Raw genomic sequence first — 25,977 nt, 5'->3', positions numbered from 1 at the left:
GAATGCGTTTAGATAAGTTTCTGAAGCTGTCCCGGCTTATTAAGCGCCGCACGGTGGCGAAGGACGTGTCCGATCAGGGCCGTGTCTGGATCAACGGACGGGACGCCAAGCCCAGCAGCACGGTGAAGGTCGGGGACGAGCTGACGATTCAGTTCGGCCAGAAGAACGTCACCGTCCGCGTAGAGCTTCTGTCGGAGTCGACTCGCAAGGAAGATGCGGCGAAGATGTACACCCTGCTGAAGGAAGAAATGCATAAGAAGGATGACTGGTCCTTGTGACCGGTCCTAAGAGACCGAGCAAATGCTCGGTCTCTTTTTATTTGATATGTAAGATGCTCTTTGAAGCGCGAAGCGAACGAAGAACAAGAATCGGGAATATCAAAAAAGGCTTCCTCTTTAGCCACGAAAGCATTTCTGTGAAAGGGCTTCGCCAGTAAGTTGAGATTACCCACTCCTGCCCTTGCTCAAAGACCGTCACGTGTTGGGTAAGGAATGGAATGCTGCTATAGTGCAGAAATCTACGATCCCAAGCGAAGTTCAGAACGAGATTTGTGAGAATAGGCATCTTTAAGAGAGAGTAATGGCTGAGAACGTTATAATTGGCCCAAGAATGTTGTATATACGCAGAAATCCTCTTGTTTTTGATTAGTTAGCATTAAAAAGTTGCATATTCGCAGAATTATGCTAGTTCAAAGATGAGCAGGCCGTGCCCCAAACCTATCCCTCCCCATGCACCAGAAGTAGGAAGTCTTTAAAAGAACGTCCGGGCCGGAGGTTTTCTTTTAATATCAGAAATTATAAATTATAAGTTTTGAGCGGATCCCAAGGATTCTGATGTTTCAAGAAAAGCTTCCTCTTGGCCATGAATGCACTTCTGTGAACGGGCTTCGATAGAAGTTTATATTGCCTCGCAAACGCTGCCCCTCCATGTTTGCATTGCAACGAACTGCTGATACTTGGTTCTAAACTCGGACTTGCCCCATATATTTTTACTAAACAAGCTATGCTTGGTTTGGTCTTGAACCTATTTAGCGCAAGCGTAGAGTCGTGCAGAACAACGTAGAGTTTACGCGCCGCCTCTGAAATCAGGTTCTAACCGCTGTGCGGTTTGCTGAGAGAGAAGCTGATTTCAAGAGCGGCCAGAGGGGCGCACGACTCGGGGCTTCCAAGTGAATAGATTCTGTCGCGCCAAACCAAGCAAAGCGTATCAAGGAGGCCTCATCCCATGCCAGAGCCGGGCAAAGTCAAACGTCAAGAAATCAAAATGCTCAACCGTAAGCTGCTCGAAGTATCCGGTGTACTCAATGTAGAGAGCTTCGACAGCGAAGAATTTCTCCTCGAGACCGAATGCGGCTTTCTCATGATCCGGGGGCAGAACTTACATATCAAAAACCTAAGCCTTGACCAAGGCTTGGTGGCCATCGAGGGGTATGTCAATGAGCTGGCCTATCTCGACACAAACTCCCAAGGCAAGCCCAAGGGATTTCTGGGTAAGCTGTTTAAGTGACCCTGGACGTCCAATTCCTGACGCTCGGGTCCATGTTCTCGGGGGGGCTTGTGCTGGGGACGCTATACGACCTGTACCGGGTACTGGCCGGCCAGCTGAAAGTACCCTTATGGCTCAAAGCGCTCCTTGACCTTCTGTATTGGGTGATCGGTACCGTAGTCGTCTTTTACCTGCTCTATGAAAGCAATCAGGGAGAAGTCCGGCCGTTTGTTTTTCTAGCCATCGGAATTGGGATCTGCTTCTACTTCGGGCTGCTGAGCCGTATCATCATCCGCATCTTCCTTTGGCTGATCCGTGCGGTTATCTCCACTTACCGTTTTATCCTTCGCATGATCGACTTGTTGATTGTGACGCCAATTGTATGGTTATACAGGGTATTTGTGATCTTTTTAGGATTTTTATCCGCGATGGCTATTTTCCTGTATAAAGTTGTGTTACAATTGCTTTATCCTGCGTGGAAATTGCTGTTATGGCTTGTACGCCCATTGTGGCGTGCGCTGCGAGGCATACCTGTACCCGCATGGATGAAGAGAACCGGTCATGCTTTCTCAGCCTTATGGGGTTGGCTTTTTGACCGTAAGTAGGAGGATTCGATCGTTGCAAGCAACTTCAAAGTCAATCCAGGCGGATATGCAGAGCAAAGGATCAGGTCGAAGAAAGCGGATTCTCCTGATTGGGCTTGCTTGTTTTTTCAGCTGGGCCGGGATTACCCTGTGGAATCAGCACGGGAAAATCGGCGAACGGAGCATGAAGGTAAGCGCACTCGATCAGAAGCTGTCTGAAGTTCAAAAGGTAAACTCCGATTTGAACCGGGATATTCAGCGACTCAATGACCGCGAATACCTCGAGCAGATCATCCAGAGGGATATGAACTACGTGAAGGAGAACCAGATTCTCTTCCATCAGGTCAAGCCTCAGAAGAAGTAGGGCATGCACCAGTTGACCGCTTTACTTTCGTAAGTTATAATCGGCATTAGCCGGAAACTGGCTTCTTTTTCTCAATTATTTAAGGGAGGAACATTTTACTTTATGGCAATTGAAGTGGGCAGCAAGCTGCAAGGCAAAGTCACAGGGATTACTCACTTTGGGGCGTTTGTTGAGCTTTCTGAGGGGGTTACAGGCCTTGTGCACATCTCGGAGATCGCAGATAATTACGTCAAGGATGTAAACGATCATCTGAAGCTGAACGACATCGTCACTGTCAAAGTGATTAATGTGGACAAAGACGGCAAAATCGGATTATCGATCAAGCAAGCGGTGGATAAGCCGGTGGATGCAGCTCCAACTAGACCTGCTCGTTTCGAACGTCAAGGCGGCGGCGGGGATCGCGGCGGTTTTAACCGTGGCGGAGATCGTGGCGGCCGTGGCGGTGGTAGACCTCCCGGACCGAAGTCAGTTACGTTCGAAGATAAGATGGCCCGTTTCCTAAAGGATAGCGAAGACCGTATTTCTTCTCTGAAGAAGAACACAGAGGGCAAACGTGGTGGACGCGGCGCTCGTCGTGACTAATAGATGGAAGATCGGAAGCCGTCTCGCTTACTGCGGGCGGCTTTTTTTATAACATCAGAATTTATAAGTTTTGAGAGAAGCTCAATGATTCTGATGTTTCATGAAAAAGCTACCTTTGCAGCGGACTCTTGACAGGCACTTCAGCCTATTATATACTCATGTTTGTCTTGGCGGCGTAGCTCAGCTGGCTAGAGCGTACGGTTCATACCCGTAAGGTCGGGGGTTCGATCCCCTCTGCCGCTATACGAAAGACCCTATCCTGCGATTTCCTTCGCGGATAGGGTCTTCTTTTGTTGTCCTCCCGCCCTCGCATCTTGTCGCAGCGCTCGGCAGAAGACTTCTTTTGTCGTATCGTTACTCCGGGCCCTCCGAATCGACAGGTTGTAACGGAATCAGTGCCGTTCTGCAAAGACTTTTACACAAACGTACGTTCCAGTTAGGGTTTCTCGCCGTTTTGTGGTACCGCTTACAACGTCCGGCCTGACTGCGCTCCACACATTTCGCACACCCAACCGATTTTGTCGGAAAAAACTTTGGTACCGCCAACTCATTCTGACAAACTTCCTGAAGGTTACCCGGTATACTGGGTGACACGAATAAGTTCATAGGCGGTGTATTATACATATGCAAAGAAAACAGGTTTTAGTACAGGTGGAGAAAGTGTGGATCAATTTCTGGAGCAAGCTAGGTCAAGGCACAACCCGTATTTTCGTAGAGAACCGCATGGTGCAGTCGCTTGTCGCGAAGAAGTGGTCGATCTTGCTGCTGATGATGGGCTTCCTGCTTGGACGGGCCATGATCCTGGACGAGCTGTCTCCCTTTGCAATCGCTTATTTTGCCGCGATGTACTTTTTACGGAAGGAGCTGCTTTACTGGTCGGGGTTGTTCTTAGCCGCAGGCAGCTTGTTCTCGGCCGATCCGAAGCATATGGGCTATCAGGTTTCCACGATGCTTGTGTTCCTCCTTATTCAGAAGGGAGTGGAGCGCTTCGAAAGGTCGGATATCTCTTATGCGCCTGTCATCGTGTTCGCCGCGTCGTTCTTCGTACAGCTGTTCGCTCACTTGGCTGCCGCGGAGCTATCCTGGTATAACCTGATGATGACCGGCGTAGAGTCGATGTTAAGCTTAATTTTAACGCATATTTTCCTACAAGCCATTCCGGTGTTCACCTTAACCCGCAGAAATTACAGCTTGAAAAACGAAGAAGTGATTTGCCTGATCATCCTGCTTGCCTCCGTCATGACGGGTACGGTAGGCTGGACCGCGGGCCCGGTAACCGTGGAACACGTTTTGTCACGCTACCTGATTCTCTTGTTCGCCTTGGTAGGGGGCGCTCCCTTGGGTGCATCCGTGGGAGTGATCACCGGGCTCATTCTAAGTCTCGCGAGCTCAAGTGCCATCTACCAGATGAGCTTGCTTGCTTTTGCCGGTATGCTTGCAGGCTTGCTTAAGGAGGGCCGCAAAATGGCCGTGGCCCTCGGCATGCTGCTCGGCTCCTCGATCTTGTCCATTTATATCGGCAACCAGACCGAGGTGCTCAGCTCCACATGGGAGTCGGTTGCTGCGGTAGCGCTGTTCCTGCTGACGCCTCGTAGCGTGATTCAGACACTGGCAAAGTATGTTCCCGGCACTCAAGAGAACCTCAAATCGCAGCATGATTACGCCAAACGCGTTCGCGATATAACGGCGAGCCGGGTGGAGCAGTTCTCGGAGGTGTTCCGCCAATTGTCCCGCAGCTTTAAGCAAATTACCGCCGAGGCGCAGCCGATTCGAAAGGAAGAGGAAGTTGGCCATTTCATGAACTCCGTAGCGGAGAAATCGTGCTCCACCTGTTGGAAGCGCAAGCAATGCTGGGATGAGAAGTTTTATCAAACCTATAAATTCATGACCGATATGATGACCGAGGTGGAGGTTCGCGGGGAGATGAGCCGCAAGGACATTTTGCCGGAGTGGAAGAAGGTTTGCCTTAAGCCGGATCAGGTGCTTGATGTGATGAAAGCCCAGTATGATCTGTACAAGAATGACCAGCATTGGAAAAAACAAATCATCGATAGCCGCCAGCTCGTGGCCGAGCAGCTATCCGGTGTGTCTCAGGTCATGGAGGATCTGGCCAAGGAGATCAAGCGGGAGGGGCAGGAGCTGTTCATGCAGGAGGAGCAGATCCGCAGTGCGCTAGAGGAGCTTGGCTTGTCGATCCACAGCATCGATGTCATCAGCCTGGATGAAGGAAATGTTGAGATTGAGATTATTCATCAATATACGAAGGGCTTTGACGAATGCCGCAAAATTATCGCTCCGCTGCTTTCCGAAATCCTAGGAGAGAATATCGCAGTGAAAAATGAAACGGCCCTTGAACGCCGCGAGGGCTACAGCACAGTGCTCTTCGGCTCGGCCAAGGAATTCGAGGTGGAAACCGGGATTGCCGGCGCGGCGAAGGGCGGCGACCTGCTATCCGGAGACAGCTTCAGCACGATCGAGCTGGGCAACGGGAAATTTGCCGTAGCGTTAAGCGACGGGATGGGCAACGGAGAACGGGCCCGCGCGGAGAGCAGCACCGCCTTATCGATTCTGCAGCAGCTGCTGCAGTCCGGCATGGATGAGAAGCTGGCCATCAAATCCGTCAACTCAGTCCTTATGCTTCGTTCCTCCGATGAGGTATATGCCACAGTGGATGTAGCCTTGATCGATCTGTACAACGCGCAAACGACGTTTATGAAAATCGGCTCGACCCCAAGCTTCATTAAGCGGGGGAACGAGGTATTCCCGGTAACGGCCAACAATTTGCCGGTCGGCATTTTACATGATATCGACGTGGATCTGGTGAGCCTTCAACTGCAGGACGGCGACATTCTGATCATGATGACGGACGGCATCTATGATGCGCCAGGGCATGCGGTCAATAAGGAGCTGTGGATGAAGCGCTTGATTTCCGAGGTCGATGCCACGGTGCCGCAGGACATTGCAGATATTTTGCTGGAGCGGGTCGTCCGATATCATCATGGGGACATTTATGACGATATGACGGTGGTTGTGGCCAAGGTGGAAAAGTTCCAGCCGGAATGGGCTACCATTCGCTGGCCGGGCATGCAGCGTATCGAGCGGCCTCGGACGGTAAGCTAGAGAAAAGGATTGTTCTTGTATGCCTTTAGGGGCGCCAGGAACAATCCTTTTTAACGTATCAGGTTTATTTCCAGATTAGGAGGTCTAGGCTTTGCCATAACCGATCCATATTCCCCAAGTTTAGAATTCTCTTATCATGGCAAAGCTAGATAATAGAATAGCGGGGGGGATGGATCGTGAAGCAAATTTTATTGATTACAGACGGCTGCTCGAATGTGGGCCTCAGTCCGGTGATGGCGGCGGCTCATGCCAAAGCCGAAGGCATCGTTGTGAATGTCATCGGAATCACGGACGGGCAGGAGCTTGGAGAGCAGGGAGCCGCCGAAATTCAGGAAATCGCGCGGGCCGGAGGCGGGATGAGCCGGATCGTTTCTTCAAGACAGCTTTCCCAAACCGTACAAATGATGACTCGCAAAACCGTCGTGACTACCATACAACAAGCCGTGAGTAAGGAGCTGAAAAGCATTCTGGGTGACAGCAAGCTGGAGGCATTGCCCCCGGAGTCCCGGGGAAGGGTCGTGCATGTGATCGATGAGCTGACGGAAACGAGCCGGATTCAGGTCGCTTTGCTGATCGATACCAGCGCCAGTATGAAGCCGAAGCTGCATGCCGTCAGGGAAGCGATCTACGATCTGCAGCTGAGCTTGCAGGCCAGGAGCGGGGAAAGCTTGATCTCGGTATTTCACTTTCCGGCAAATCTTGCAGGGGATCAGGAAGTGGAGATGGATCTGGATTGGACAAGCGACCTTGCAAATTTAAACCGTTTGTTTTATAAATTAAGCATGAAGGGCACTACCCCGACGGGTCCGGCAATACTGAAAGTAGTTCATTTTATGGCGGACCGAGCCGATGAAATACATAGGACAAGTCGAACGGCGGCAGAGAAGCCGGCTGCCGGCAAGGAAGGGATGCTGAGTGACTACGTCGTTTGAGCCCGCGTTATCCGCGGGGGCGATCGTTCAAGGCAAATGGAACAAGGCTCAGTATCGCGTGGAACGGCTGCTGGGTGAAGGTGCGAACGGTAAGGTTTATTTGGTGCGTCTTGGGAAGCAGCTCTACGCACTCAAGATGGGATATGATGCACTCGACCACCAGTCTGAGGTAAACGCGCTCAAAGCGCTGTCGAAATCATCCACTTCGTTCAGTCAGTACCTATTGGATGTGGATGATTTCCAAATGGAGGGCACAGACTATCCCTTCTGCGTAGTGAAATATATTCGCGGTCAGACGCTGGGGGAGTTCCTAAGGCAGAATGGGAGCGATTGGATTCGGCTCGTAGGGCTCAATTTACTGCGCAAGCTGACGGAGCTTCACAGTCAAGGATACATATTCGGCGACCTTAAGCTGGAGAACATGATTGTTACCGGCTATGGGGACGTCGAGCTTATCGACTTTGGAGGCGTCACCGAGAAGGGAAGGTCCGTGAAGCAGTTTACGGAGGTTTATGACCGGGGCTTTTGGGGGGCGGGTTCCCGCAAAGCCGAGGAGTCCTATGACTTGTTTTCCTTCGCCGTACTGCTTCTGGCAAGCGGCGATACGGAGCGGAAGCTGCAGCGCTATTCCGGGTTTCTGCCGCAGAACCGGCAGGTGGATCTGCTGCTCGAAATGCTGGGGCGCAGTCCATCCCTTGCCGGAGTCGCTCCCCTGATTCGCCGAATGCTGCAGGGAGAGTACGCAACCTCGAAGCAAGCAATGCAGGACTGGCGTAAAATCAGCTTGGCCGGGAAGCGCACCAAGCTGCGGGGACAGGTCGGCAGCTGGCTCAAGATTTGCTTTTTTGCCTCGCTCGCATTGTTTGCAGCCGCTTTGTTTATGGTTTTTCAATAGGAAGTTAAGGCATGGATACGAAAGGTACGTTGATGATGGAATCCGATTTGGCCGTACGCATTGAGCAGCATATCAGCTCTGAGCGATTTTTTGAACGAGGAGAGAGCATCGTGGTGGCGGTTTCCGGAGGTCCGGACTCCGTTGCGCTGCTTCATCTCCTTTTTGTGCTTGCGCCCCGATGGGAGCTTCGTATTGTCGCAGCTCATGTCAATCACGGGTTTCGGGGTGAGGAGTCGGACCGCGAGGCTTTATTTGTCGAGCGCCTTTGCGATGAATGGGGGATGCCCTGCGAAATCGGAACGATTCGTGTTCCTTCTTATATAGAAGAAACGGGAGAGAATGCTCAGGTGGCAGCCAGAGAGCTAAGGTATGCTTTTCTATCCGAGGTGGCGGGCCGAAATCATGCAACGCGTATAGCGCTGGCACATCACGCCGACGATCAGGCCGAAACGCTGCTCATGCGTATTGTCCGCGGCACATCGCCTTCAGGGCTAGGCGGAATTCCCGCCCGAAGAAAGCTTCGCGAAGGTTTGGAACTTGTACGCCCCCTTCTACGTATATACAAGGAGGAAATTCTGAGGTATTGCGAGGCCCACGGGCTTTCCTACTGCATCGACAGCAGCAACCTGGAGCAGAAGTATGCACGCAATCAATTTCGGCTCAGCGTGCTTCCTTATCTCAGGCAATATAACGGCAACTTGGAGGAGGCGCTTGTAAGGCTGGCGGAAGTGGCGGCTGCCGAGAATGAATATATGGATCAGAAAGTATTCTCTTTATATAAGCAATACGTAAGAGCGGAAAACGGTTTCTATTCCTGGTCGGCAAAATGGTTTGCGGATGTGCCGCTTGCTTTACAAAGGCGTTTGATTAAACTAATATTAAGTTATCTCTCTGCAGGGCCTGATTCCATAGATTTCCTGAATGTAGAGAGGATCCGAACGGATGTTCTGAGGCGTGCCCCTTCCAATTATCGATATCCCGTTGCTCAGAACATTGTTCTGACCCGGGAATATGATCGTGTGCTAATTCATAGGATGGTGGTACCACCTTCTCCGTACGCATATCCGCTCCAATGGGGACAGACGGAGCTGGACATCCCCGAAGCGGAGATACGTCTGCACTGTGTGTGGATGGAGACCGGCCGCCTGGAGGGATCATCTGCGAATCACATGACAGCTTTTTTCGATGCCGATGCCTTGTCCTTCCCGCTTACAGTAAGAAGCAGGCAACCGGGGGACCGAATGCGGGTTGCCGGACTAAACGGCTCCAAAAAGGTAAAAGATATGTTCATCGACAGCAAAATACCGCCTTCCGTCCGTGAACGGATTCCTATGATTACGGATGCCTCGGGGGAGCTCATCTGGGTGCCGGGGGTAAGACGTTCAGCTGCCGCCGCCGTTACGGAACAGTCACGCTGTGTATTACGAATGATGCTGCTTATGCCGGGAGGCTTAAACTCCTGATGCAGGCCTTCATATACTATAGTTTTTGATTTCATCACAAGTAGGAGGTTCTCTCTTGCAAAACGACATTCAAGAAGTTCTTTACTCGGAGCAAGTGATTCAAGACAAAGTAAGGGAAATGGGGGAAATGATCAGCCGCGATTTCGCAGGACGCAATCCGCTTGTCATTTGCGTGCTGAAGGGCGCTTTTATTTTCATGTCCGATCTCGTAAAGCAGATTACGGTTCCGCTGGAGATTGACTTTATGGCTGTCTCGAGCTACGGGCAATCGACTAAGTCTTCGGGCGTCGTAAAGATCATTAAAGATCTGGACGTGCCTGTGGAAGGACGACATATTCTGATCGTGGAGGATATTATCGACAGCGGGCTGACGCTCAGCTATTTGATTGATGTGCTGGAGCGGCGCAATGCCCTTTCCATCACGGTTGCAGCTTTGTTCGATAAGCCCGCGCGCAGGACGGTGGAGCTTGATGCCGATTATAAGGGCTTCGTTATCCCTGATGCCTTCGTCGTCGGATATGGCCTCGATTACGCCGAAAAGTACCGCAATCTGCCGTATGTCGGGATCCTGAAGCCGGAAGTGTACTCCCAATAGCATTTCTTGTGATGGCAAGACTTGCTGTGGTACAATATACAAAGTTGCCGTTTTTTGAGAGGAGGTAGGGGATGAATCGGATTATTCGCAATACAGGCTTTTATCTGCTCATTTTTTTGGTCACGGTGGGTATCGTACATTTCATCAGTCAGCAAAATGATCAGAAGGCCGCTATTAGCTATGACCAGCTTCGTACGGCGCTGATCGAGAAGAATGTCGAGACCATCGTTGTCAAATATGACGCTCAAACTTATTTAGTTCGGGGGAAATTTAAGACTGCCGAACCAGACAAGAAGAACTTTGAGACCCGGGCGCCGTATGATACGACGGAACTGATGGCCTTAATTAACAAGGCCGACATTCCAGTAGGCAGTGTGCACATCGAGAAGATGGAAGGGGACAATGTTTGGATCAGCTTCCTTACCTCCATTATCCCATTCGTCATTATTTTCATCCTGTTCTTCTTTCTATTGAATCAGGCGCAGGGTGGCGGCGGTAAAGTCATGAACTTCGGTAAGAGCCGAGCCAGACTTTATAATGAAGAGAAGAAGCGGGTTACTTTTGAGGATGTTGCGGGTGCCGATGAGGAGAAGCAGGAACTTGTAGAGGTTGTAGAATTCCTGAAGGATCCTCGAAAATTCGCAGCGGTTGGAGCAAGAATTCCAAAAGGGGTTTTGCTTAACGGACCTCCGGGTACGGGTAAAACACTCCTTGCTCGTGCAGTAGCCGGTGAAGCTGGAGTTCCTTTCTTCAGTATCAGCGGTTCCGACTTCGTAGAGATGTTCGTCGGTGTCGGTGCTTCCCGTGTACGGGATTTGTTTGAGAACGCTAAGAAGAACGCCCCTTGTATTATTTTTATAGATGAAATCGATGCCGTAGGTCGTCAGCGCGGCGCCGGACTCGGCGGCGGACATGACGAACGCGAGCAAACGCTGAACCAGCTCCTTGTGGAGATGGACGGCTTTGGCGCGAATGAAGGCATCATTATCGTGGCTGCCACGAACCGTCCGGATATTCTGGACCCTGCTCTCCTTCGTCCGGGCCGATTTGACCGTCAAATTACGGTTGACCGTCCTGATGTAAAGGGTAGAGAAGCCGTCTTGAAGGTGCATGCGCGCAATAAGCCGCTGGCCAAAGACGTGAAGCTGGATTCGTTGGCTCGCTACACTACCGGGTTCACCGGTGCTGATCTGGAGAACCTCTTGAACGAGGCGGCTCTGATTGCAGCCCGCCGTAACCGGAAAGACATCTCGATGGATGAGTTGGAAGAAGCCTTCGACCGCGTTATTGTCGGTACGCAGAAGAAGAGCCGTGTCATCAGCGAACGGGAGAAGCGGATGGTCGCTTTCCACGAGGCTGGACACACCATCGTCGGCTATCATGTTGAGAATGCCGAGGCAGTCCACAAAGTGACGATCATCCCGCGCGGACGCGCTGGCGGATATGTCATGATGCTGCCGAAGGAAGGCGAAGACCGAATGATGAATACCAAGTCGGAGCTTCTTGACAAGGTAACCGGTCTCCTTGCCGGGCGCGTAGCGGAGGAGCTGTTTATCGGCGAGATCGGTACGGGCGCTTATAGCGACTTCCAACGCGCAACAACTATCGTACGGAAAATGATCATGGAATACGGGATGAGCGAGAAGCTCGGACCGATGCAGTTCGGTACCTCCCAAGGTCAAGTATTCCTCGGACGCGATATTGGACACGAGCAGAACTATAGTGATTCCATCGCTTACGAGATCGACCAGGAGATGCAGAGCATTATTCGCAACTGCTATGCTCAAGCCAAGGAAACTCTCACAAAGTACAGCGATCAGGTGCGTTTGATTGCCGAAACGCTGATTGAGAAGGAAACGCTGGAGAAGGAACAAATTCGCCAGCTGATCGAGAATGGCAAGCTGGATGGAAACGGTGGAGAAGAAGGTGGCTCCATTACGATTCAGACCGACGATGTCAAGGTCAACATCCAAGGGCAGGCCCAGGATAAGCAGCCAAACGAGAAGCCATCCGACGAGGATGATAAGGGAAATAAAGAGTAACGTAAACAGAGGAAAAACCGGTTGCCGCGAGGTGCCGGTTTTTCCTTTTATCTACCGGGGTAAAATGGCGGCTTCCGCGAGAAACTACATCTAAGAAGTAAGAGTCGGTATGATAGTAAGGATTACACTGAAATTTTAAAGGAATTTCTAGGTATTTAAGCATTGACACCGGGTATTTCTCCGTGTAAATTAGGTGTAAATCTTTAAGATGCTTGTGAACATTTTCACCAAGTCTAAGGGGTTACTTAAAAGGAAGGTGTCCTATGGAAGCATTGGCATTGGAGCGCAAGGCGGAACAAAATAGAGAATTAAAAGAACGCATTGCTCAGCTGAAGAAGGAAAGAAACGCTATTATTCTTGCCCATTATTATCAGCGTGACGAAATACAAGAGGTTGCTGATTTTCGCGGTGACTCTTTCCTGCTGGCGCAGAAAGCGGCAACGACGGATGCCGATGTCATTGTTTTCTGCGGAGTTCATTTTATGGGAGAGAGCGCTAAGATTTTGGCCCCGAACAAAACCGTTCTGATTCCGGATGAGCGGGCAGGCTGTCCGATGGCCGATATGGTCAACGTGGACGGACTGAAAGCACTGAAGGCAAAGCATCCGAACGCCAAAGTGGTAGCTTACATTAATACTTCGGCTGACGTTAAAGCGGAAACGGATATTTGCTGTACGTCCGCCAACGCCATCAAGGTCATCAACTCCGTCGACTCCGACGAAATCATCTGGGTTCCGGATAAAAATCTCGGGGACTACGTTTCCAAGTTTACGGACAAGAAGATGATCATCTGGGAAGGCTACTGCAACACCCACGATATGCTTACCGTCAAAGACGTAGAAGAAATGAAGGCTCAATATCCGAACGCCCAGTTTGTCGTTCATCCGGAATGCCGTCCTGAGGTTGTGAAGATGGGTGACTTTGTCGGCAGCACTACCGCTATTATTAAATACTGTAAGGAATCCGATTGTCAGGAATTTATTGTCGGGACGGAAGACGGAACCGGTTATCAGCTTCGGTTAGACAGCCCGAACAAGACGTTCCATTTTGCAACGAAATACTTGGTTTGCCCGAACATGAAGGTAAATAACCTGAAGAAGGTTGTTAAATGCCTGGAGACGATGAAGCCGCAAATTTACGTACCGCCGCACGTAGCTGAGCAAGCCAAAGCATCCCTGGAGCGCATGCTGGAAGTAAAGTAGCATGCGCTACTTTCCTGTTAGACAGGTGGAATTCATATGATACCGCGTTATTTGGTCGACTTCAACATAGGGGAATTGCCCCATGTACATACGGATGTCATTGTGATTGGAGTCGGTATTGCCGGTTTATTCACGTCCTTAAAGGCCGCCGAGAACCATAAGGTCCTCATTATCACGAAGAAGTCGCTGCTGGACAGCAATACCCGCTACGCGCAGGGCGGTATTGCCGCCGTCATCTCCGACGAGGATTCCCCGGCCTATCATCGTCAGGATACCTTGATCGCTGGTGCGGGGCTTTGCTCCTCTGCAGCGGTAGATGTGCTTGTTCATGAAGGACCGGCCGGCGTGAACGATCTGATCAAGCTCGGCACGGAATTCGATATGGAGGACGGGCATTACGCTTTGACGAAGGAGGGCGCCCACAGTCAGCGGCGCATTCTTCATGCACAGGGCGATGCGACTGGTGCGGAGATCGTAAGGGCACTCTCGGAGAAGACGAAACAGGACCCGAACATCGAGATTTGGGATGATCACTTTGTTATTGATTTGATAACCGAGAATGGGGAGTGTCTCGGGGCTCTGGTTCAGAGGCCCGACGGAGGACGAGTGTTCGTCAGGGCCAACGCAACGATTCTATGCACCGGCGGAGCCGGGCAGCTGTACCGTTATACGACAAACCCTGATATTGCAACCGGTGACGGCATTGCCATTGCTTACCGGGCTGGAGCGGACATTCGGGATGTGGAATTCGTTCAATTCCATCCAACCTCCCTATGTTATCCGGGAGCACCCCGATTCCTCATTTCGGAGGCGGTACGCGGCGAAGGGGCGGTGCTTCGTAACATTAACGGAGAGCGCTTTATGGAGAAGTACCATCCCCAGCTCGAGCTTGCCCCGCGGGATATCGTAGCAAGGGCGATCGTCAGCGAGATGGAAAATACGAAGTCAACCTTTGTATATATTGATTTCACTCATGAGTCGGAGGAAACGGTGAAGCATCGGTTCCCTACGATTTATGAAACATGCCTGCATCATGGGCTGGACTTATCCTCCGATTGGATTCCTGTTGCTCCCGCCGCCCATTACATGATGGGGGGAGTAGAGACCGACCTGTATGGGGAAACGGCGGTAAAGCGCCTTTTTGCTTGCGGGGAGGTATCCTCTACAGGGGTTCATGGTGCCAACCGACTGGCCAGTAATTCACTCTCGGAGGCGATTGTGTTCGGGCGCCGAATTATTGAGCGGATTAACGAATTGCCGCCGCTTGAGAGAGAGCTAGACGTTCGCGGCAGCCAGGCGCGTAAGGACATAGCGCTTACACCGGTGGTAGAGAAGAAGCTGAAGCTGCAGAAGGTGATGCTTCGCTATGTCGGCTTAAAGCGGTCGGAAAGCGGCCTGCTGAAGGGTTATGAAGAGCTGAAGCGGCACCTGCCGCTGCTTGATGCGCATCTGAACAAACGGGAGGAGTACGAATTCGCCAATCTGCTCACCTGTGCCCTGCTGACCACGCAAGCAGCCTTGATTAGAGAAGAGAGCCGCGGGGGACACTATAGGGAAGATTTCCCGGAACGGGATGACTTGGTATGGCGAAAGCATACGGTGTTTAACCGAATCCACGGCATTACGGAGGGACGCATCGACGATGTTGGAGCTGAATAGCAGAACGCTGAACCAAAACCTGCAGCAGTGGCTTGATGAAGATATCGCCATGGGGGACGTTACGACCATGACGACGATTCCTGCCGGTCAGGAGTCGAAAGGAATTATTCATGTGAAAGATCAGGGCATCCTGGCCGGGCTGCCTGTCGCTCAAGCGGTTTTTGCACTGGTAGACCCGAATCTACAATTTCAGGCGCTGGCTCAAGATGGGGATGCCGTCTCTTACGGTACGGTGATTGCTGAAGTAAGCGGAAGCACTAGAAGTATCCTGCTCGGAGAGCGTCTGGCCCTGAACCTGATGCAGCGCATGTCCGGTGTGGCAACGCGGACACGTCAGTTCGTCGATCGGCTGGAGGGACGCCCGGTTCGTCTTGTGGATACGCGAAAGACGACTCCCGGGCATCGCATGCTGGAGAAGTATGCAGTTCGCGTCGGTGGCGGGCATAACCACCGGTTCGGCTTGTTCGATGCCGTGATGATTAAGGACAATCACATCAAAGGCGCCGGCGGCGTAGCTCAGGCTATTCAGGCGGCAAGAGCTAACATACCTCATACCATGAAGATTGAGGTGGAGGTCGAAAGCTTCGAGCAGCTGGAGCAGGCGTTGTCTGCCGGAGCGGATGTGATCATGCTCGACAATATGGCGCCGCAGCAGATGAAGGAAGCGGTACATCGTATTAAATCCGCCGCTCCGCATATAGTGGTAGAAGCCTCCGGTTCCGTAACGCTGGATACGATTCAGCAAATTGCGGATTCCGGAGTTGATGTGATCTCGGTGGGACGACTGACCTATTCCGTTCAAGCTCTGGACATCAGCTTGGATCTGAATGACCGGAAAGGGGTCCGGCCGTGATTTTAGTTATTGATGTAGGAAATACGAATATCGTTCTAGGTATTTATGAGGGGAAGCAGCTCCTGCATCATTGGAGGCTCAGCACGAATCGTTCGTCAACCGTAGACGAGTACGGCATGACCATCTACAACCTGTTTCATCACGCTAAGATCGGCTTGGAGCAGGTTGAGGGTGTCATCATCTCGTCCGTTGTGCCTCCGCTCATGTTTCAATTGGAGAACTTATGTTCAAAATATTTAAAGAAAACGCCGCTGGTAGTAGGGCCAGGTGTGAAAACCGGGCTCAATATCCGCTATGAGAACCCAAGAGAGGTCGGCGCGGATCGAATCGTGAATGCGGTGGCGGCCATTGAGCTGTACGGTCCCCCTTGCATCGTCGTCGATTTCGGCACAGCCACCACCTTTGATTATGTGGATGAGAACGGACAATACATAGGAGGGGCTGTAGCCCCGGGCATCGGTATTTCCACCGAGGCGCTTTACCAGAGGGCGGCGAAGCTGCCGCGCATCGAATTGATTAAACCGAAGAGCGTCGTCGGGCGCAATACGGTGTCCTCCATGCAAGCCGGTATCATTTACGGCTTCGCAGGACAGGTGGACGGGATCGTCGATCGGATCAAACAAGAATTCCCGGGCCGTCAGCCTAAAGTGGTTGCTACGGGCGGGCTGGCCGAGCTGATCGCTTCGGAGTCCCGCACCATTGAGCTGGTGAACCCGCTGCTGACACTCCAGGGACTCCAAATTATTTATGAACGGAACAGCTAAGCAGCTGTGAAACCGCTCAATAGCTTCAAAACGAAAGAGACCATACTGTGGATAGATCAAAGGAGAACATTCCGGTGCAGGACTATTTATTGCGAGCGACAGCGCTCAATGGGAAGGTAAGGGCTTTTGCCATACTAACGAAACAGCTGGTAGAGGAGCTGCGCAGCAGACACCAGACGACTCCGACAGCAACAGCCGCTCTAGGGCGAACGGCCTCGGCTGCGGCGATGATGGGAGCCATGCTTAAAGGAGACGAGCGGCTCACCGTGCAAGTCAAGGGCGGCGGCCCGATCGGTCAAATTGTCGTGGATGCCGATGCCCGGGGCGAGGTACGGGGATATGTGGGTAATCCGGACGTTGACTTGCCGCTCAATGCTGTCGGCAAGCTGGATGTAGCCGGAGCGGTAGGGACCGACGGATTCCTTTATGTGACTAAGGATCTTGGCTTGAAGGAGCCTTACAGCGGCAGTATCCCGATCATTTCCGGGGAGCTTGCGGAGGATTTCACCTACTATTTCGCCAAATCGGAGCAAACGCCGTCCGCCGTAGCTTTAGGTGTACTGGTGGACGTGGATTATACAGTGAAAACAGCAGGAGGCTTCATCGTTCAACTGCTTCCGGGTCTTACCGACAAGGAAATTTCGGAGATCGAACAGCAGCTGAGCCACATTCCTCCGATCACTACGCTTCTGGAACGAGGCGAAGATTTGGAGAGCATCCTTCAGACATTGCTGCCGGATGTGCAAATTTTGGAGCGCCGTGAGGATGTCCGCTTCCAGTGCAAATGCTCGAGAGACCGGGTAGAAAGAACGATGATCAGCTTAGGCCGCGCAGAGCTGGAGAGCCTTCTCGAGGAGGAGGGCCGGGCGGAGCTGGTTTGCCATTTTTGCAATGAGAAATATCAGTTTACAGGCGACGATCTAAGGGAATTAATTCAGCAGCTCTAAGCAGCACCAGCTTGGAAAGCTTGGATCTACGAGGGGAACCGAGGAATGCAAAATCGAACGATTGTATGGGGTATCATTGCGGTATTGCTGATCGCCGTTATCGTCCTTTCCTCCGTATTGTTGTACAATTCCTACAAGCAGCCTGCCGCCGATATGAAACCGGATCAAAGACAGCCAGAAGGCAATACACGGACCATTGCCACCATTGGAAACCAGACCATTACCTTAAGACAGTTAGAAGAGCAGCTATTGAACAAATATGGCCGGGAACAGTTGAATCAAATCATTGATCATGAAGTCATTCGCTTGGAAGCAAACGCGCAAGGAATTTCCGTACAAGAAAAAGAGGTTCAGCAGGAATTGAAACGGATGCAGCAGGGATATGAGAGCGAATCGCGCTTTTACGAGGCGATGAAGGAGCAGCTTGGCTTGACCCCTGAAGCGATTCAACAGGACATTACGTATCGGCTGCTGGTCGAGAAGCTGACCATTCGGGGCGTAACGATCACGAACGAGGAAGTGGATGCTTATCTCGCGGCTCATCAGGACGAGTTTAAGCCGAATATACGGCTGCGTCTGCAGCAAATTGTCGTCAGCAACCGCGATCAAGCCGCTAAGGTGCTGAATGACGCAGCCAAAGGAATCCCCTTCGAGCAGATCGCTAAGGAACGTTCCTTGGATGATTTTACGAGAGATGCGGGCGGAGACCTCGGTTGGGTAGAGGCGGATGATCCTTTCGTTCCGGGGGCTCTCATGAAGACCGCCAAGGGGATGAAGGCGGGCGAGATCAGCAAGCCGATTGAAGAGAGCGGACAGCTCTATATACTTAAGGTAAAAGAAAGAAAAGAGACATCCAAGGGAAGCCCCGAGGAAATTCGTGAACGAATTCGTAAGGAGCTTGCCTTGAGAGAAGCGCCGCCTATGCAGGAAATGATCAAGGAGCTTCGAAAAAAGTGGAACGTAACTGTTACGCTTTAGCAGGATAAGTATTGACAACTTATGGGCATGTTGATAATATGAGATTATAATACCTAGCGTTTTACTCGGATATTATTTTTTCATAGTCGAAAGGGGATTGCACAATGGCTAAGCTGGTTCAAAGCGTTACACAACTGATCGGAGATACACCTTTGGTGAAGCTCAACCGTGTCGTGCCGGAAGGCAGCGCGGAAGTTTACGTGAAGCTGGAATTCCAAAACCCGGGTGCGAGCGTTAAGGATCGGATCGCCATCAGCATGATCGAGGTTGCAGAGCAGGAAGGCCGTATTAAGCCGGGCGATACGATCGTTGAGCCTACCAGCGGTAACACCGGTATCGGTCTTGCCATGGTCGCTGCAGCGAAAGGTTATAAGGCTATTCTTGTTATGCCGGAGACCATGAGTATGGAGCGCCGCAACCTGCTTCGCGCTTACGGTGCTCAGCTGGTGCTGACGCCTGGAGCGGAAGGCATGAAGGGTGCCATTAAGCGTGCGGAAGAGCTGCAAGCAGAAAACCCGAATTACTTTATGCCGCAGCAGTTTAAGAACCAAGCGAACGTGAAAGTTCACCGCGAGACGACCGGTCCTGAGATCGTACAGGCGATTCAATCGCATGACGGCAAGCTGGACGCTTTTATCGCAGGTATCGGTACCGGCGGTACGATTACAGGCGCGGGCAGCGTGCTTCGCGAGAACTTCCCGAACATCAAGATTTACGCGGTTGAGCCTGCTGCATCCCCTGTATTGTCAGGAGGCAAGCCAGGTCCTCATAAGATTCAAGGAATCGGCGCAGGCTTCGTGCCGGATATCCTGAATACCGGCATCTATGATGGCGTGATTCCTGTAGAGAACGACGATGCGTTTGAAACATCCCGTCGTGTCGCTAGAGAAGAAGGGATCCTCGGCGGAATTTCGTCGGGTGCAGCTATTTTCGCGGCCTTGAAGGTAGCGAAGGAGCTTGGAGCCGGCAAGCGGGTCGTAGCGATCATCCCAAGTAACGGGGAGCGTTACCTTTCCACACCATTGTATCAATTCGAAGAGCAATAATAGAGAAACCGACACAGACTTCCCCCTCAGGAACAGTTGAGGGGGAAGTCTTTTTCAAGTATACTTATCCCAATATCGTAAGTAGGGGAGAAGGGTGGGCGCGGAGCATGATCCTGACAACATATGAAGACTGGCTTCGGTGGTCGCGGACATATTCCGTGCTGCCTCTAGTGATCAAACATAGCTTACCCCAAGATCGGCTGATTTCCTGGCAGCGGGCTTGGGAGGAAGCATCAACGGAGTCGTTTGTCCTGGAAAGCGGGAAGGGCGGAAGATATACATTCCTCGGATTGAAAGCCTCCTCCGTCATTCGAGGGACGGATCGCCGGGCTGCCATCACAGAAAGCGACGGCACCTTGAGTATGGCGGATGGCAAGCCGCTCGATCTGGTGAAGGAATGGATGGCACCGTACCGTTCACCTCGGGTGGAAGGCGCCCCCAAGTGGATCGGCGGCTGCATAGGCTTCTGGGGATATGACGTCATACGTACGATCGAGAAGCTGCCGTCGCAGGCGAAGGCGGATCTTCCGATTCCGGATTATGCCTTTCTCCGGGTGGACGAGCTCTGGGTTCTTGATCATCAGGAGAACCAGCTGTACTGCGCGGTTCATCAAGCTAATCAGCCTGAGTCAGGTCTTGATGAGGGGCTGCGCGGTAAGTATGAACTGGCCTTACAGCAGGCGCAGAGAATGAAAGAGCTCTGGGATCGGCTTGCCGGTATTCAATCGGACACCGCAGCTCAGAAGGCTTATCAGGACAAGCTGGATTCCGTTGCTAAGGACCGGATGCAAATCGATGTGGAATCGATCCCGGGGATCGTTCCCGATTTTACGAAGGAAAGCTATTTGGCGGCTGTTCGCCGCATTCAAGAGTATATTGGCGCGGGCGACGTATTCCAAGTGAACCTATCGGTTCGGCAGCATAAGAAGCTGAGCCAAAGTCCTGAGGAGATCTATGAATGGCTACGGGTCGTGAACCCTTCTCCTTATATGGGGCTGCTGCGTTTCGGTGATTATCATCTCGTCTCGGGCTCACCGGAGCTTCTGGTCCAGCTTGAGCGGGGCAAGGTTCGGACAAGGCCCATTGCGGGTACACGTCCGAGAGGGAAGAACGAAGACGAAGATCGGGAGCTGGCCAATGAGCTCATCCTCCATGAGAAAGAACGGGCCGAGCATATCATGCTCGTCGACCTTGAGCGCAACGACTTAGGGAGAATTTCGACCTACGGTACGGTTCGCGTGAAGGATTTTATGGTCATCGAGTATTATTCCCATGTGATGCATATCGTCTCCGAGGTCGAAGGGGAGCTGGCGCCGGGCAAGGATGCATATGATGTCATCGCGGCGACGTTCCCGGGAGGAACCATTACCGGGGCTCCGAAGATCCGCACTATGCAGATCATTGAGGAGCTGGAGCCGGTTCGACGGGGACCGTATACGGGGTCCATCGGATGGATTGACTATAACGGCGATATGGAATTTAATATAGTGATACGAACATTAGTTGCTGCCGGGGATACCGGTTATGTTCAGGCCGGAGCGGGTATCGTCATCGACTCTGTGCCTGAGCGGGAATACATCGAGTCCATTAATAAAGCCAAGGCGATGTGGAAGGCAATTCAATACAGCGAGCTGCACAGCTGCGCTACGGGAGGAATGTAATCATGATTTTGGTCATCGACAATTACGATTCGTTTACTTATAACCTGGTGCAGTACTTGGGCGAGCTGGGGGAACAGGTAGTGGTACGCCGTAACGATGAGATTGATCTGGACGGGATCGAAGCATTGAAGCCGGATCATATTCTGATTTCGCCCGGACCATGTACACCGAATGAAGCGGGAATCAGCCTGGCGCTGATTGAGCGGTTTAAGGGAGAAATTCCGATCTTGGGTGTATGCCTCGGCCATCAATCCATCGGACAGGCGTTCGGAGGAGATGTCATTCGTGCCGAGAAGCTGATGCACGGCAAAACCTCTCCGATTCTGCACGACGGGAAGTCCATTTTCGAAGGTCTGCCTTCGCCGTTTACGGCTACGCGCTACCATTCCTTGATTGTGAAGAAAGAGACGCTTCCCGATTGCTTGGAGATCAGTGCGGAAACCCCGGAAGGCGAAATTATGGGACTACGCCATAAGGAATATCCGATCGAGGGTGTCCAATTCCATCCGGAATCCATCATTACGGACCACGGACATCAGATGCTGCGCAATTTCCTGAAACGGACGGCTGTGGGCAAGGCATGAAGCTTTATGTGAATGGTAACATCATAAACGAAGAGCAAGCCGTGGTCTCGGTATTCGATCACGGTTTTCTTTACGGGATGGGCTTGTTTGAGACGTTTCGCACGTACGGCGGCCGCCCTTTTCTATTGGAACGGCATTTGGAGCGACTGACTGCGGGCTGTAGGGAGCTAGAGATTCAACATGCTCCGAAGACTTGCGAGGTGAACCGGATCGTTCAAGAATTACTGGAGGCGAATGAGCTGACAGACGCTTATATTCGGTATACGGTCACAGCGGGAACGGATGTTCTGGGTCTACCTTCGGACGAATACAAAGAGCCGACAACGGTTATCTATATGAAACCTCTTCCTCAGCCTAACGAAGCTCTCTACGAGAAGGGAAAAGCGCTGCAGCTGCTGAAGCTTCGCCGTAATACACCGGAGGGACCGCTTCGGCAAAAGTCGCTTCACTATATGAACAACATTCTGGCTAAGCGGGAGCTTGCGGGATACCCTTACGCCGCAGGGGCAGAGGGGCTGATGCTGGATGCGGGCGGCCATATCGCTGAAGGCATCGTGAGCAATGTGTTTTATCTGCAGGGGAAGCGGCTTTGTACCCCATCCACCCACACCGGCATTTTGCCCGGCATTACCCGAAGGTTCGTTTTGGAGCTGGCTGCGGATTGGGGTCTGCACCCGGAGGAGGGTTTCTATCGATGGGAGGAGCTGCGAGCGGCCGACGAAATTTTCATCACCAATTCCATCCAGGAGCTCGTTCCGATCACAACACTATATGACAGTCAAGGCGAGAGCTTTACCGTGAGCGAAGGGAAAGCAGGGCCAATTGCGAGGCAGCTGCTAGGTAGGTACCGATCGGCGGCAAAAGGAGGAGTATAGCGACATGACCTTAGGGCGATTGAACTGCAAGCATCAAACGCTACCTCTGAACGAAAGAACCTTGATCATGGGAATTTTGAATGTGACTCCCGATTCGTTCTCGGATGGAGGACGCTATGTGGATATAGATACGGCAGTGGAGCGTGCGCGACTTATGGTTGCAGAGGGCGCAGACATCATTGATATCGGTGGGGAATCCACCAGGCCGGGAGCGGCGATTGTAACGGAAGAGGAAGAGCTTCGGCGTGTGATTCCCGCGATTCGTGCCATTAGAGAAGCGGGTCTTACGACCCCGATTTCGATAGATACGTATAAGGCGGAAGTAGCCCGGCAAGCGCTGGAAGCCGGTGCGGATATCATCAATGATATTTGGGGTTTGCAAAAGGACCTGGATATGGCGTCCGTTGCGGTGTCCCACAACGCCCCGATCGTGCTTATGCATAATCGAGATGAGGCGGTGTATGCTAACTTTATCCATGACGTAATAGAAGACTTGCGGCGCACCGTAGACCGGGCGCATGAAGCGGGAATCCGCGATGACCAGATCATTCTCGATCCCGGGATCGGCTTTGCCAAATCGCACGAGCAAAATCTTCAGCTGATGAACTATTTGGACCGGATTGTGGCTCTCGGGTATCCGGTGCTGCTGGGCACCTCCCGCAAAAGGATGATTCATCGTACGCTGGAGCTTCCCCCTGACGAGGTCGTCTTCGGTACGGGGGCCACTGTGGTATACGGCATTGTCCAAGGCTGCCGCATCGTACGCGTGCATGATGTGCAAGCAATGAAGAGAACGGCTGTCATGACGGATGCCATGCTGGCTCAGAAAGAGCTCGAATAGAGGAGAGTGCCCCTGTTGGATAAAATTACAATGTCAGGCATGCAATTTTACGGATACCACGGTGTATTTGCCGAGGAGAACAAGCTGGGAGCGCGCTACGTTGTCGATGTGGAGCTTCATCTGCCGTTAGATCGGCCGGGGCGTACCGACAGCATTGAGGACACGGTGAACTATGCCGAGGTGCATGAGCTGATCAAGCGGATTGTCGAGGAAAAAACGTTCCGCTTGATTGAGGCATTGGCCGAGCATATTGCATCCGAAGTGCTGCGAACTTATACTAGTATAAATGCGTTGACTGTTCGCGTCGTGAAGCCCCACCCTCCGGTGGCGATTCATTTTGACGGTGTGACAGTGGAAATTCATAGAAAGCGGGCATAACGAACATGGATGACGAAATCGCCCGACTACCAGAGCATACTGCATACATTGGTTTAGGTTCCAACATGGAAGACAGGGAAAGGTATCTACGGGAAGCAATGCGACGGCTGGAGGACCATCCGGCGATACGGATTACCGGACAGTCGGGTATATATGAGACCGATCCGGTCGGTTATACGGAGCAAGACCCGTTTTTGAATATGGTCATAGAAATTCGTACGTCCTTAACGGCTCAGGCGTTGTTTGGACGTATGGTAGATACGGAACAAGCGTTAGGGCGTCAAAGGGATATCCGCTGGGGTCCGCGGACCATTGATTTGGATCTGCTGTTGTTCGATGATTGCTCTCAAGATGACCCGGCATTAATCCTGCCTCACCCGCGTATGTTGGAACGCGCCTTTGTTCTGGTGCCTCTTCTGGAGGTCATGCAGAAATCCGCCCCCGAGCAAGCAGCTAGATTAAACCTATACTTAGAGCGGGCGGAAGGAAAGGAAGGCGTGAAATTATGGAAAAAAATATAGCGATAGCACAGCGCATTCGCGCATTCCGCAAGCTGAAGGGATTGACACAGAATGAGCTGGCCGACCGGCTCGAAATCTCTATAGCCGTTCTAGGCTCGATTGAGCGGGGAACGCGAAGACCCGATCCCAAAATTATTCGTAAAATTTCGGATGTGCTCGGGATTGACCCGGAAGAGCTTACAGCTACTGTCAATTGAACGCGAAATAAACCGCTCGAAAGGAGTGAAACCATATGACGTTACAAATCGGCAATGTCATTGCCCCGAACAAAGTAGTGCTGGCCCCGATGGCCGGCGTATGCAACCCGGCGTTTCGCCTGATTGCGAAGGAATTCGGCTGCGGCTTGGTTTGTGCGGAAATGGTCAGCGACAAAGCCATTTTGCACGGTAACAAACGATCGATGGAAATGCTGTTCGTCGATGAGCGGGAAAAGCCGCTAAGCCTGCAGATTTTCGGAGGAGATACGGAGACGCTGGTGGAAGCTGCGAAAATTGTCGATCAGCAGACGAACGCCGACATCATCGATATTAACATGGGCTGCCCAGTCCCGAAGATCACCAAGTGCGACGCTGGGGCCCGTTGGCTTCTAGACCCGGGTAAAATCGAACAGATGGTAACCACCGTAGTAAAGGCGGTCAATAAGCCCGTAACGGTGAAAATGCGGATCGGCTGGGATGACGAGCATGTCTATGCCGTTCAGAACGCCAAGGCTGTAGAGAACGGCGGCGGCTCCGCCGTATCGGTCCATGGGCGCACACGCGTACAGATGTATACGGGGAAAGCGAACTGGGATATCATCAAGGAAGTAAAGGAGTCCGTGTCGATCCCGGTGATCGGGAACGGTGACGTATTTACTCCGGAGGACGCGCAGCGCATGCTGGACCATACCGGCGTGGACGGTGTCATGATCGGACGGGCCGCCTTAGGCAATCCTTGGATGCTGTACCGGACCATTCAATATTTAACGAAGGGCGAGCTTCCGCCGGACCCGACGCCGCAGGAGAAAATCCGCATTGCGATTCTGCACATGGATCGGCTCGTTAATCTGAAGGGCGAGCATGTCGCCGTGAAGGAAATGCGAAAGCATATGGCTTGGTATCTTAAAGGGCTGCGTGGAGCGGCGCGAATCAAAGACGCCATTATGGAGCAGACGCGGCGCGACGATATGGTTATGCTGTTAGACCGTTTTGTGGAGCAGATGAACGATAGTGGTGACGAAGAAGGGGCTGCCCCTGATGAGATCACGGTTTCCTATCACTGACACTGACCAGAAATTCGGGTGTTTTGGCTTACATTGACATTTGGAAAAGCTTGAAATATAATCAGTCAATAGTAATTTCAAGGCATCGTTCTGAGTCATCAGGGCATGGGTCGTTCATATATTATCATTATCAGTGAATTCATAGCGGGTAATGCAGCTCGAGATATGAAAATCTTTCACACGACGGGAGATATGTAGTAATGAGCGAGAAACAGGTCATCCTAACCCAAGAGGGTCTTAAGAAGCTTGAGGAAGAATTGGAGCATCTGAAATCGGTGAAGCGCCGCGAGGTGGCGGAGCGGATTAAAATCGCGATCGGCTACGGAGATATCAGCGAAAACTCCG

At 52.0% G+C, this 25,977-nt stretch carries 27 protein-coding genes and 1 tRNA gene (1 of these 28 only partly in view); all 28 read left to right on the top strand.

The genetic code is table 11. The features are described from left to right. The first annotated feature begins 2 nt into the window (after positions 1 to 2). The gene (locus QMO62_RS16955) at positions 3 to 278 is read left to right on the top strand and encodes an RNA-binding S4 domain-containing protein (protein WP_284642792.1); all 276 of its coding nucleotides are present in this window, start codon (positions 3 to 5) and stop codon (positions 276 to 278) included. 946 nt (positions 279 to 1,224) lie between these two features. Beyond that, positions 1,225 to 1,506 (top strand): sporulation protein YabP, encoded by a 282-nt coding sequence (gene yabP / locus QMO62_RS16950; RefSeq protein WP_284642791.1) that lies wholly within the window; start codon positions 1,225 to 1,227, stop codon positions 1,504 to 1,506. Then, positions 1,503 to 2,090: a spore cortex biosynthesis protein YabQ gene (yabQ, locus tag QMO62_RS16945; protein ID WP_284642790.1), complete on the top strand. Its 588-nt coding sequence runs from the start codon at positions 1,503 to 1,505 to the stop codon at positions 2,088 to 2,090. Before yabP ends, yabQ begins: the two co-directional genes overlap by 4 nt. Positions 2,091 to 2,103: 13 nt before the next feature. After that, a complete protein-coding gene (locus QMO62_RS16940; protein ID WP_284642789.1) occupies positions 2,104 to 2,433 on the top strand; it encodes an FtsB family cell division protein in 330 nt (109 codons plus the stop codon). A gap of 102 nt (positions 2,434 to 2,535) precedes the next feature. Further along, positions 2,536 to 3,015, top strand: coding sequence for a S1 domain-containing RNA-binding protein (locus tag QMO62_RS16935; RefSeq protein WP_284642787.1), 480 nt, complete (start codon positions 2,536 to 2,538; stop codon positions 3,013 to 3,015). 169 nt (positions 3,016 to 3,184) lie between these two features. Continuing rightward, positions 3,185 to 3,258: transfer RNA gene (locus QMO62_RS16930), tRNA-Met, on the top strand. Positions 3,259 to 3,639: 381 nt separating this feature from the next. Beyond that, on the top strand, positions 3,640 to 6,135 hold the full coding sequence (gene spoIIE, locus QMO62_RS16925; RefSeq protein WP_284642786.1) for a stage II sporulation protein E: 2,496 nt from the start codon (positions 3,640 to 3,642) through the stop codon (positions 6,133 to 6,135). A gap of 176 nt (positions 6,136 to 6,311) precedes the next feature. Continuing rightward, positions 6,312 to 7,067 carry a vWA domain-containing protein gene (locus tag QMO62_RS16920; protein ID WP_284642785.1) on the top strand — a complete coding sequence of 252 codons (756 nt, stop codon included), beginning with the start codon at positions 6,312 to 6,314 and terminating at the stop codon, positions 7,065 to 7,067. Further along, positions 7,051 to 7,962: a protein kinase domain-containing protein gene (locus tag QMO62_RS16915; protein ID WP_284642784.1), complete on the top strand. Its 912-nt coding sequence runs from the start codon at positions 7,051 to 7,053 to the stop codon at positions 7,960 to 7,962. The genes QMO62_RS16920 and QMO62_RS16915 overlap by 17 nt, the downstream gene beginning before the upstream one ends. An 11-nt stretch (positions 7,963 to 7,973) precedes the next feature. After that, positions 7,974 to 9,425, top strand: coding sequence for a tRNA lysidine(34) synthetase TilS (gene tilS / locus QMO62_RS16910; protein ID WP_284642782.1), 1,452 nt, complete (start codon positions 7,974 to 7,976; stop codon positions 9,423 to 9,425). A 55-nt stretch (positions 9,426 to 9,480) separates the two neighbouring features. After that, complete coding sequence (gene hpt / locus QMO62_RS16905; protein ID WP_284642781.1) at positions 9,481 to 10,020, top strand: hypoxanthine phosphoribosyltransferase; 540 nt, start codon at positions 9,481 to 9,483, stop codon at positions 10,018 to 10,020. 71 nt (positions 10,021 to 10,091) lie between these two features. Beyond that, on the top strand, positions 10,092 to 12,062 hold the full coding sequence (ftsH, locus tag QMO62_RS16900; RefSeq protein WP_284642780.1) for an ATP-dependent zinc metalloprotease FtsH: 1,971 nt from the start codon (positions 10,092 to 10,094) through the stop codon (positions 12,060 to 12,062). A gap of 263 nt (positions 12,063 to 12,325) precedes the next feature. Next, complete coding sequence (gene nadA / locus QMO62_RS16895; protein WP_284642779.1) at positions 12,326 to 13,264, top strand: quinolinate synthase NadA; 939 nt, start codon at positions 12,326 to 12,328, stop codon at positions 13,262 to 13,264. A 36-nt stretch (positions 13,265 to 13,300) separates the two neighbouring features. Continuing rightward, a complete protein-coding gene (gene nadB, locus QMO62_RS16890; RefSeq protein WP_284642778.1) occupies positions 13,301 to 14,923 on the top strand; it encodes an L-aspartate oxidase in 1,623 nt (540 codons plus the stop codon). Further along, positions 14,907 to 15,776, top strand: a complete 870-nt coding sequence (gene nadC, locus QMO62_RS16885; RefSeq protein ID WP_284642777.1) for a carboxylating nicotinate-nucleotide diphosphorylase — start codon at positions 14,907 to 14,909, stop codon at positions 15,774 to 15,776. The genes nadB and nadC overlap by 17 nt, the downstream gene beginning before the upstream one ends. Continuing rightward, complete coding sequence (locus QMO62_RS16880; RefSeq protein ID WP_284642776.1) at positions 15,773 to 16,540, top strand: type III pantothenate kinase; 768 nt, start codon at positions 15,773 to 15,775, stop codon at positions 16,538 to 16,540. The genes nadC and QMO62_RS16880 overlap by 4 nt, the downstream gene beginning before the upstream one ends. Before the next feature lie 74 nt (positions 16,541 to 16,614). Then, positions 16,615 to 17,487 carry an Hsp33 family molecular chaperone HslO gene (gene hslO, locus QMO62_RS16875; protein WP_284644968.1) on the top strand — a complete coding sequence of 291 codons (873 nt, stop codon included), beginning with the start codon at positions 16,615 to 16,617 and terminating at the stop codon, positions 17,485 to 17,487. A 45-nt stretch (positions 17,488 to 17,532) separates the two neighbouring features. Then, a complete protein-coding gene (locus QMO62_RS16870; RefSeq protein ID WP_284642774.1) occupies positions 17,533 to 18,465 on the top strand; it encodes a peptidyl-prolyl cis-trans isomerase in 933 nt (310 codons plus the stop codon). 104 nt (positions 18,466 to 18,569) lie between these two features. Further along, a complete protein-coding gene (gene cysK, locus QMO62_RS16865) occupies positions 18,570 to 19,511 on the top strand; it encodes a cysteine synthase A (protein WP_284642773.1) in 942 nt (313 codons plus the stop codon). A 107-nt stretch (positions 19,512 to 19,618) separates the two neighbouring features. Continuing rightward, the gene (locus tag QMO62_RS16860) at positions 19,619 to 21,172 is read left to right on the top strand and encodes an anthranilate synthase component I family protein (RefSeq protein WP_284642772.1); all 1,554 of its coding nucleotides are present in this window, start codon (positions 19,619 to 19,621) and stop codon (positions 21,170 to 21,172) included. 2 nt (positions 21,173 to 21,174) lie between these two features. Next, on the top strand, positions 21,175 to 21,756 hold the full coding sequence (gene pabA, locus QMO62_RS16855; RefSeq protein ID WP_284642771.1) for an aminodeoxychorismate/anthranilate synthase component II: 582 nt from the start codon (positions 21,175 to 21,177) through the stop codon (positions 21,754 to 21,756). After that, complete coding sequence (gene pabC / locus QMO62_RS16850) at positions 21,753 to 22,631, top strand: aminodeoxychorismate lyase (RefSeq protein WP_284642770.1); 879 nt, start codon at positions 21,753 to 21,755, stop codon at positions 22,629 to 22,631. Before pabA ends, pabC begins: the two co-directional genes overlap by 4 nt. Before the next feature lie 4 nt (positions 22,632 to 22,635). After that, a complete protein-coding gene (folP, locus tag QMO62_RS16845) occupies positions 22,636 to 23,472 on the top strand; it encodes a dihydropteroate synthase (RefSeq protein WP_284642769.1) in 837 nt (278 codons plus the stop codon). Positions 23,473 to 23,487: 15 nt separating this feature from the next. Further along, positions 23,488 to 23,850 carry a dihydroneopterin aldolase gene (gene folB, locus QMO62_RS16840; protein ID WP_284642768.1) on the top strand — a complete coding sequence of 121 codons (363 nt, stop codon included), beginning with the start codon at positions 23,488 to 23,490 and terminating at the stop codon, positions 23,848 to 23,850. A 5-nt stretch (positions 23,851 to 23,855) separates the two neighbouring features. Next, entirely contained in the window at positions 23,856 to 24,371 is a 516-nt protein-coding gene (gene folK / locus QMO62_RS16835) for a 2-amino-4-hydroxy-6-hydroxymethyldihydropteridine diphosphokinase (protein ID WP_372516681.1), read from the top strand. After that, on the top strand, positions 24,356 to 24,568 hold the full coding sequence (locus QMO62_RS16830) for a helix-turn-helix domain-containing protein (RefSeq protein WP_284642766.1): 213 nt from the start codon (positions 24,356 to 24,358) through the stop codon (positions 24,566 to 24,568). The genes folK and QMO62_RS16830 overlap by 16 nt, the downstream gene beginning before the upstream one ends. A 35-nt stretch (positions 24,569 to 24,603) precedes the next feature. After that, complete coding sequence (gene dusB / locus QMO62_RS16825; RefSeq protein WP_284642764.1) at positions 24,604 to 25,632, top strand: tRNA dihydrouridine synthase DusB; 1,029 nt, start codon at positions 24,604 to 24,606, stop codon at positions 25,630 to 25,632. Positions 25,633 to 25,832: 200 nt separating this feature from the next. After that, positions 25,833 to 25,977, top strand: the 5' end (the start) of a protein-coding gene (greA, locus tag QMO62_RS16820) for a transcription elongation factor GreA (protein WP_284642763.1). It continues 332 nt past the right edge of the window; only the first 145 of its 477 coding nucleotides appear in the window; its start codon is at positions 25,833 to 25,835; its stop codon lies beyond the right edge, outside the window.

Origin of the sequence: Paenibacillus silviterrae (assembly GCF_030167925.1) — a bacterium.
GTDB lineage: Bacteria > Bacillota > Bacilli > Paenibacillales > NBRC-103111 > Paenibacillus_G > Paenibacillus_G silviterrae.
Note: the sequence above shows the minus strand (reverse complement) of the source record. Positions and strands in the feature narration are given on the sequence as shown.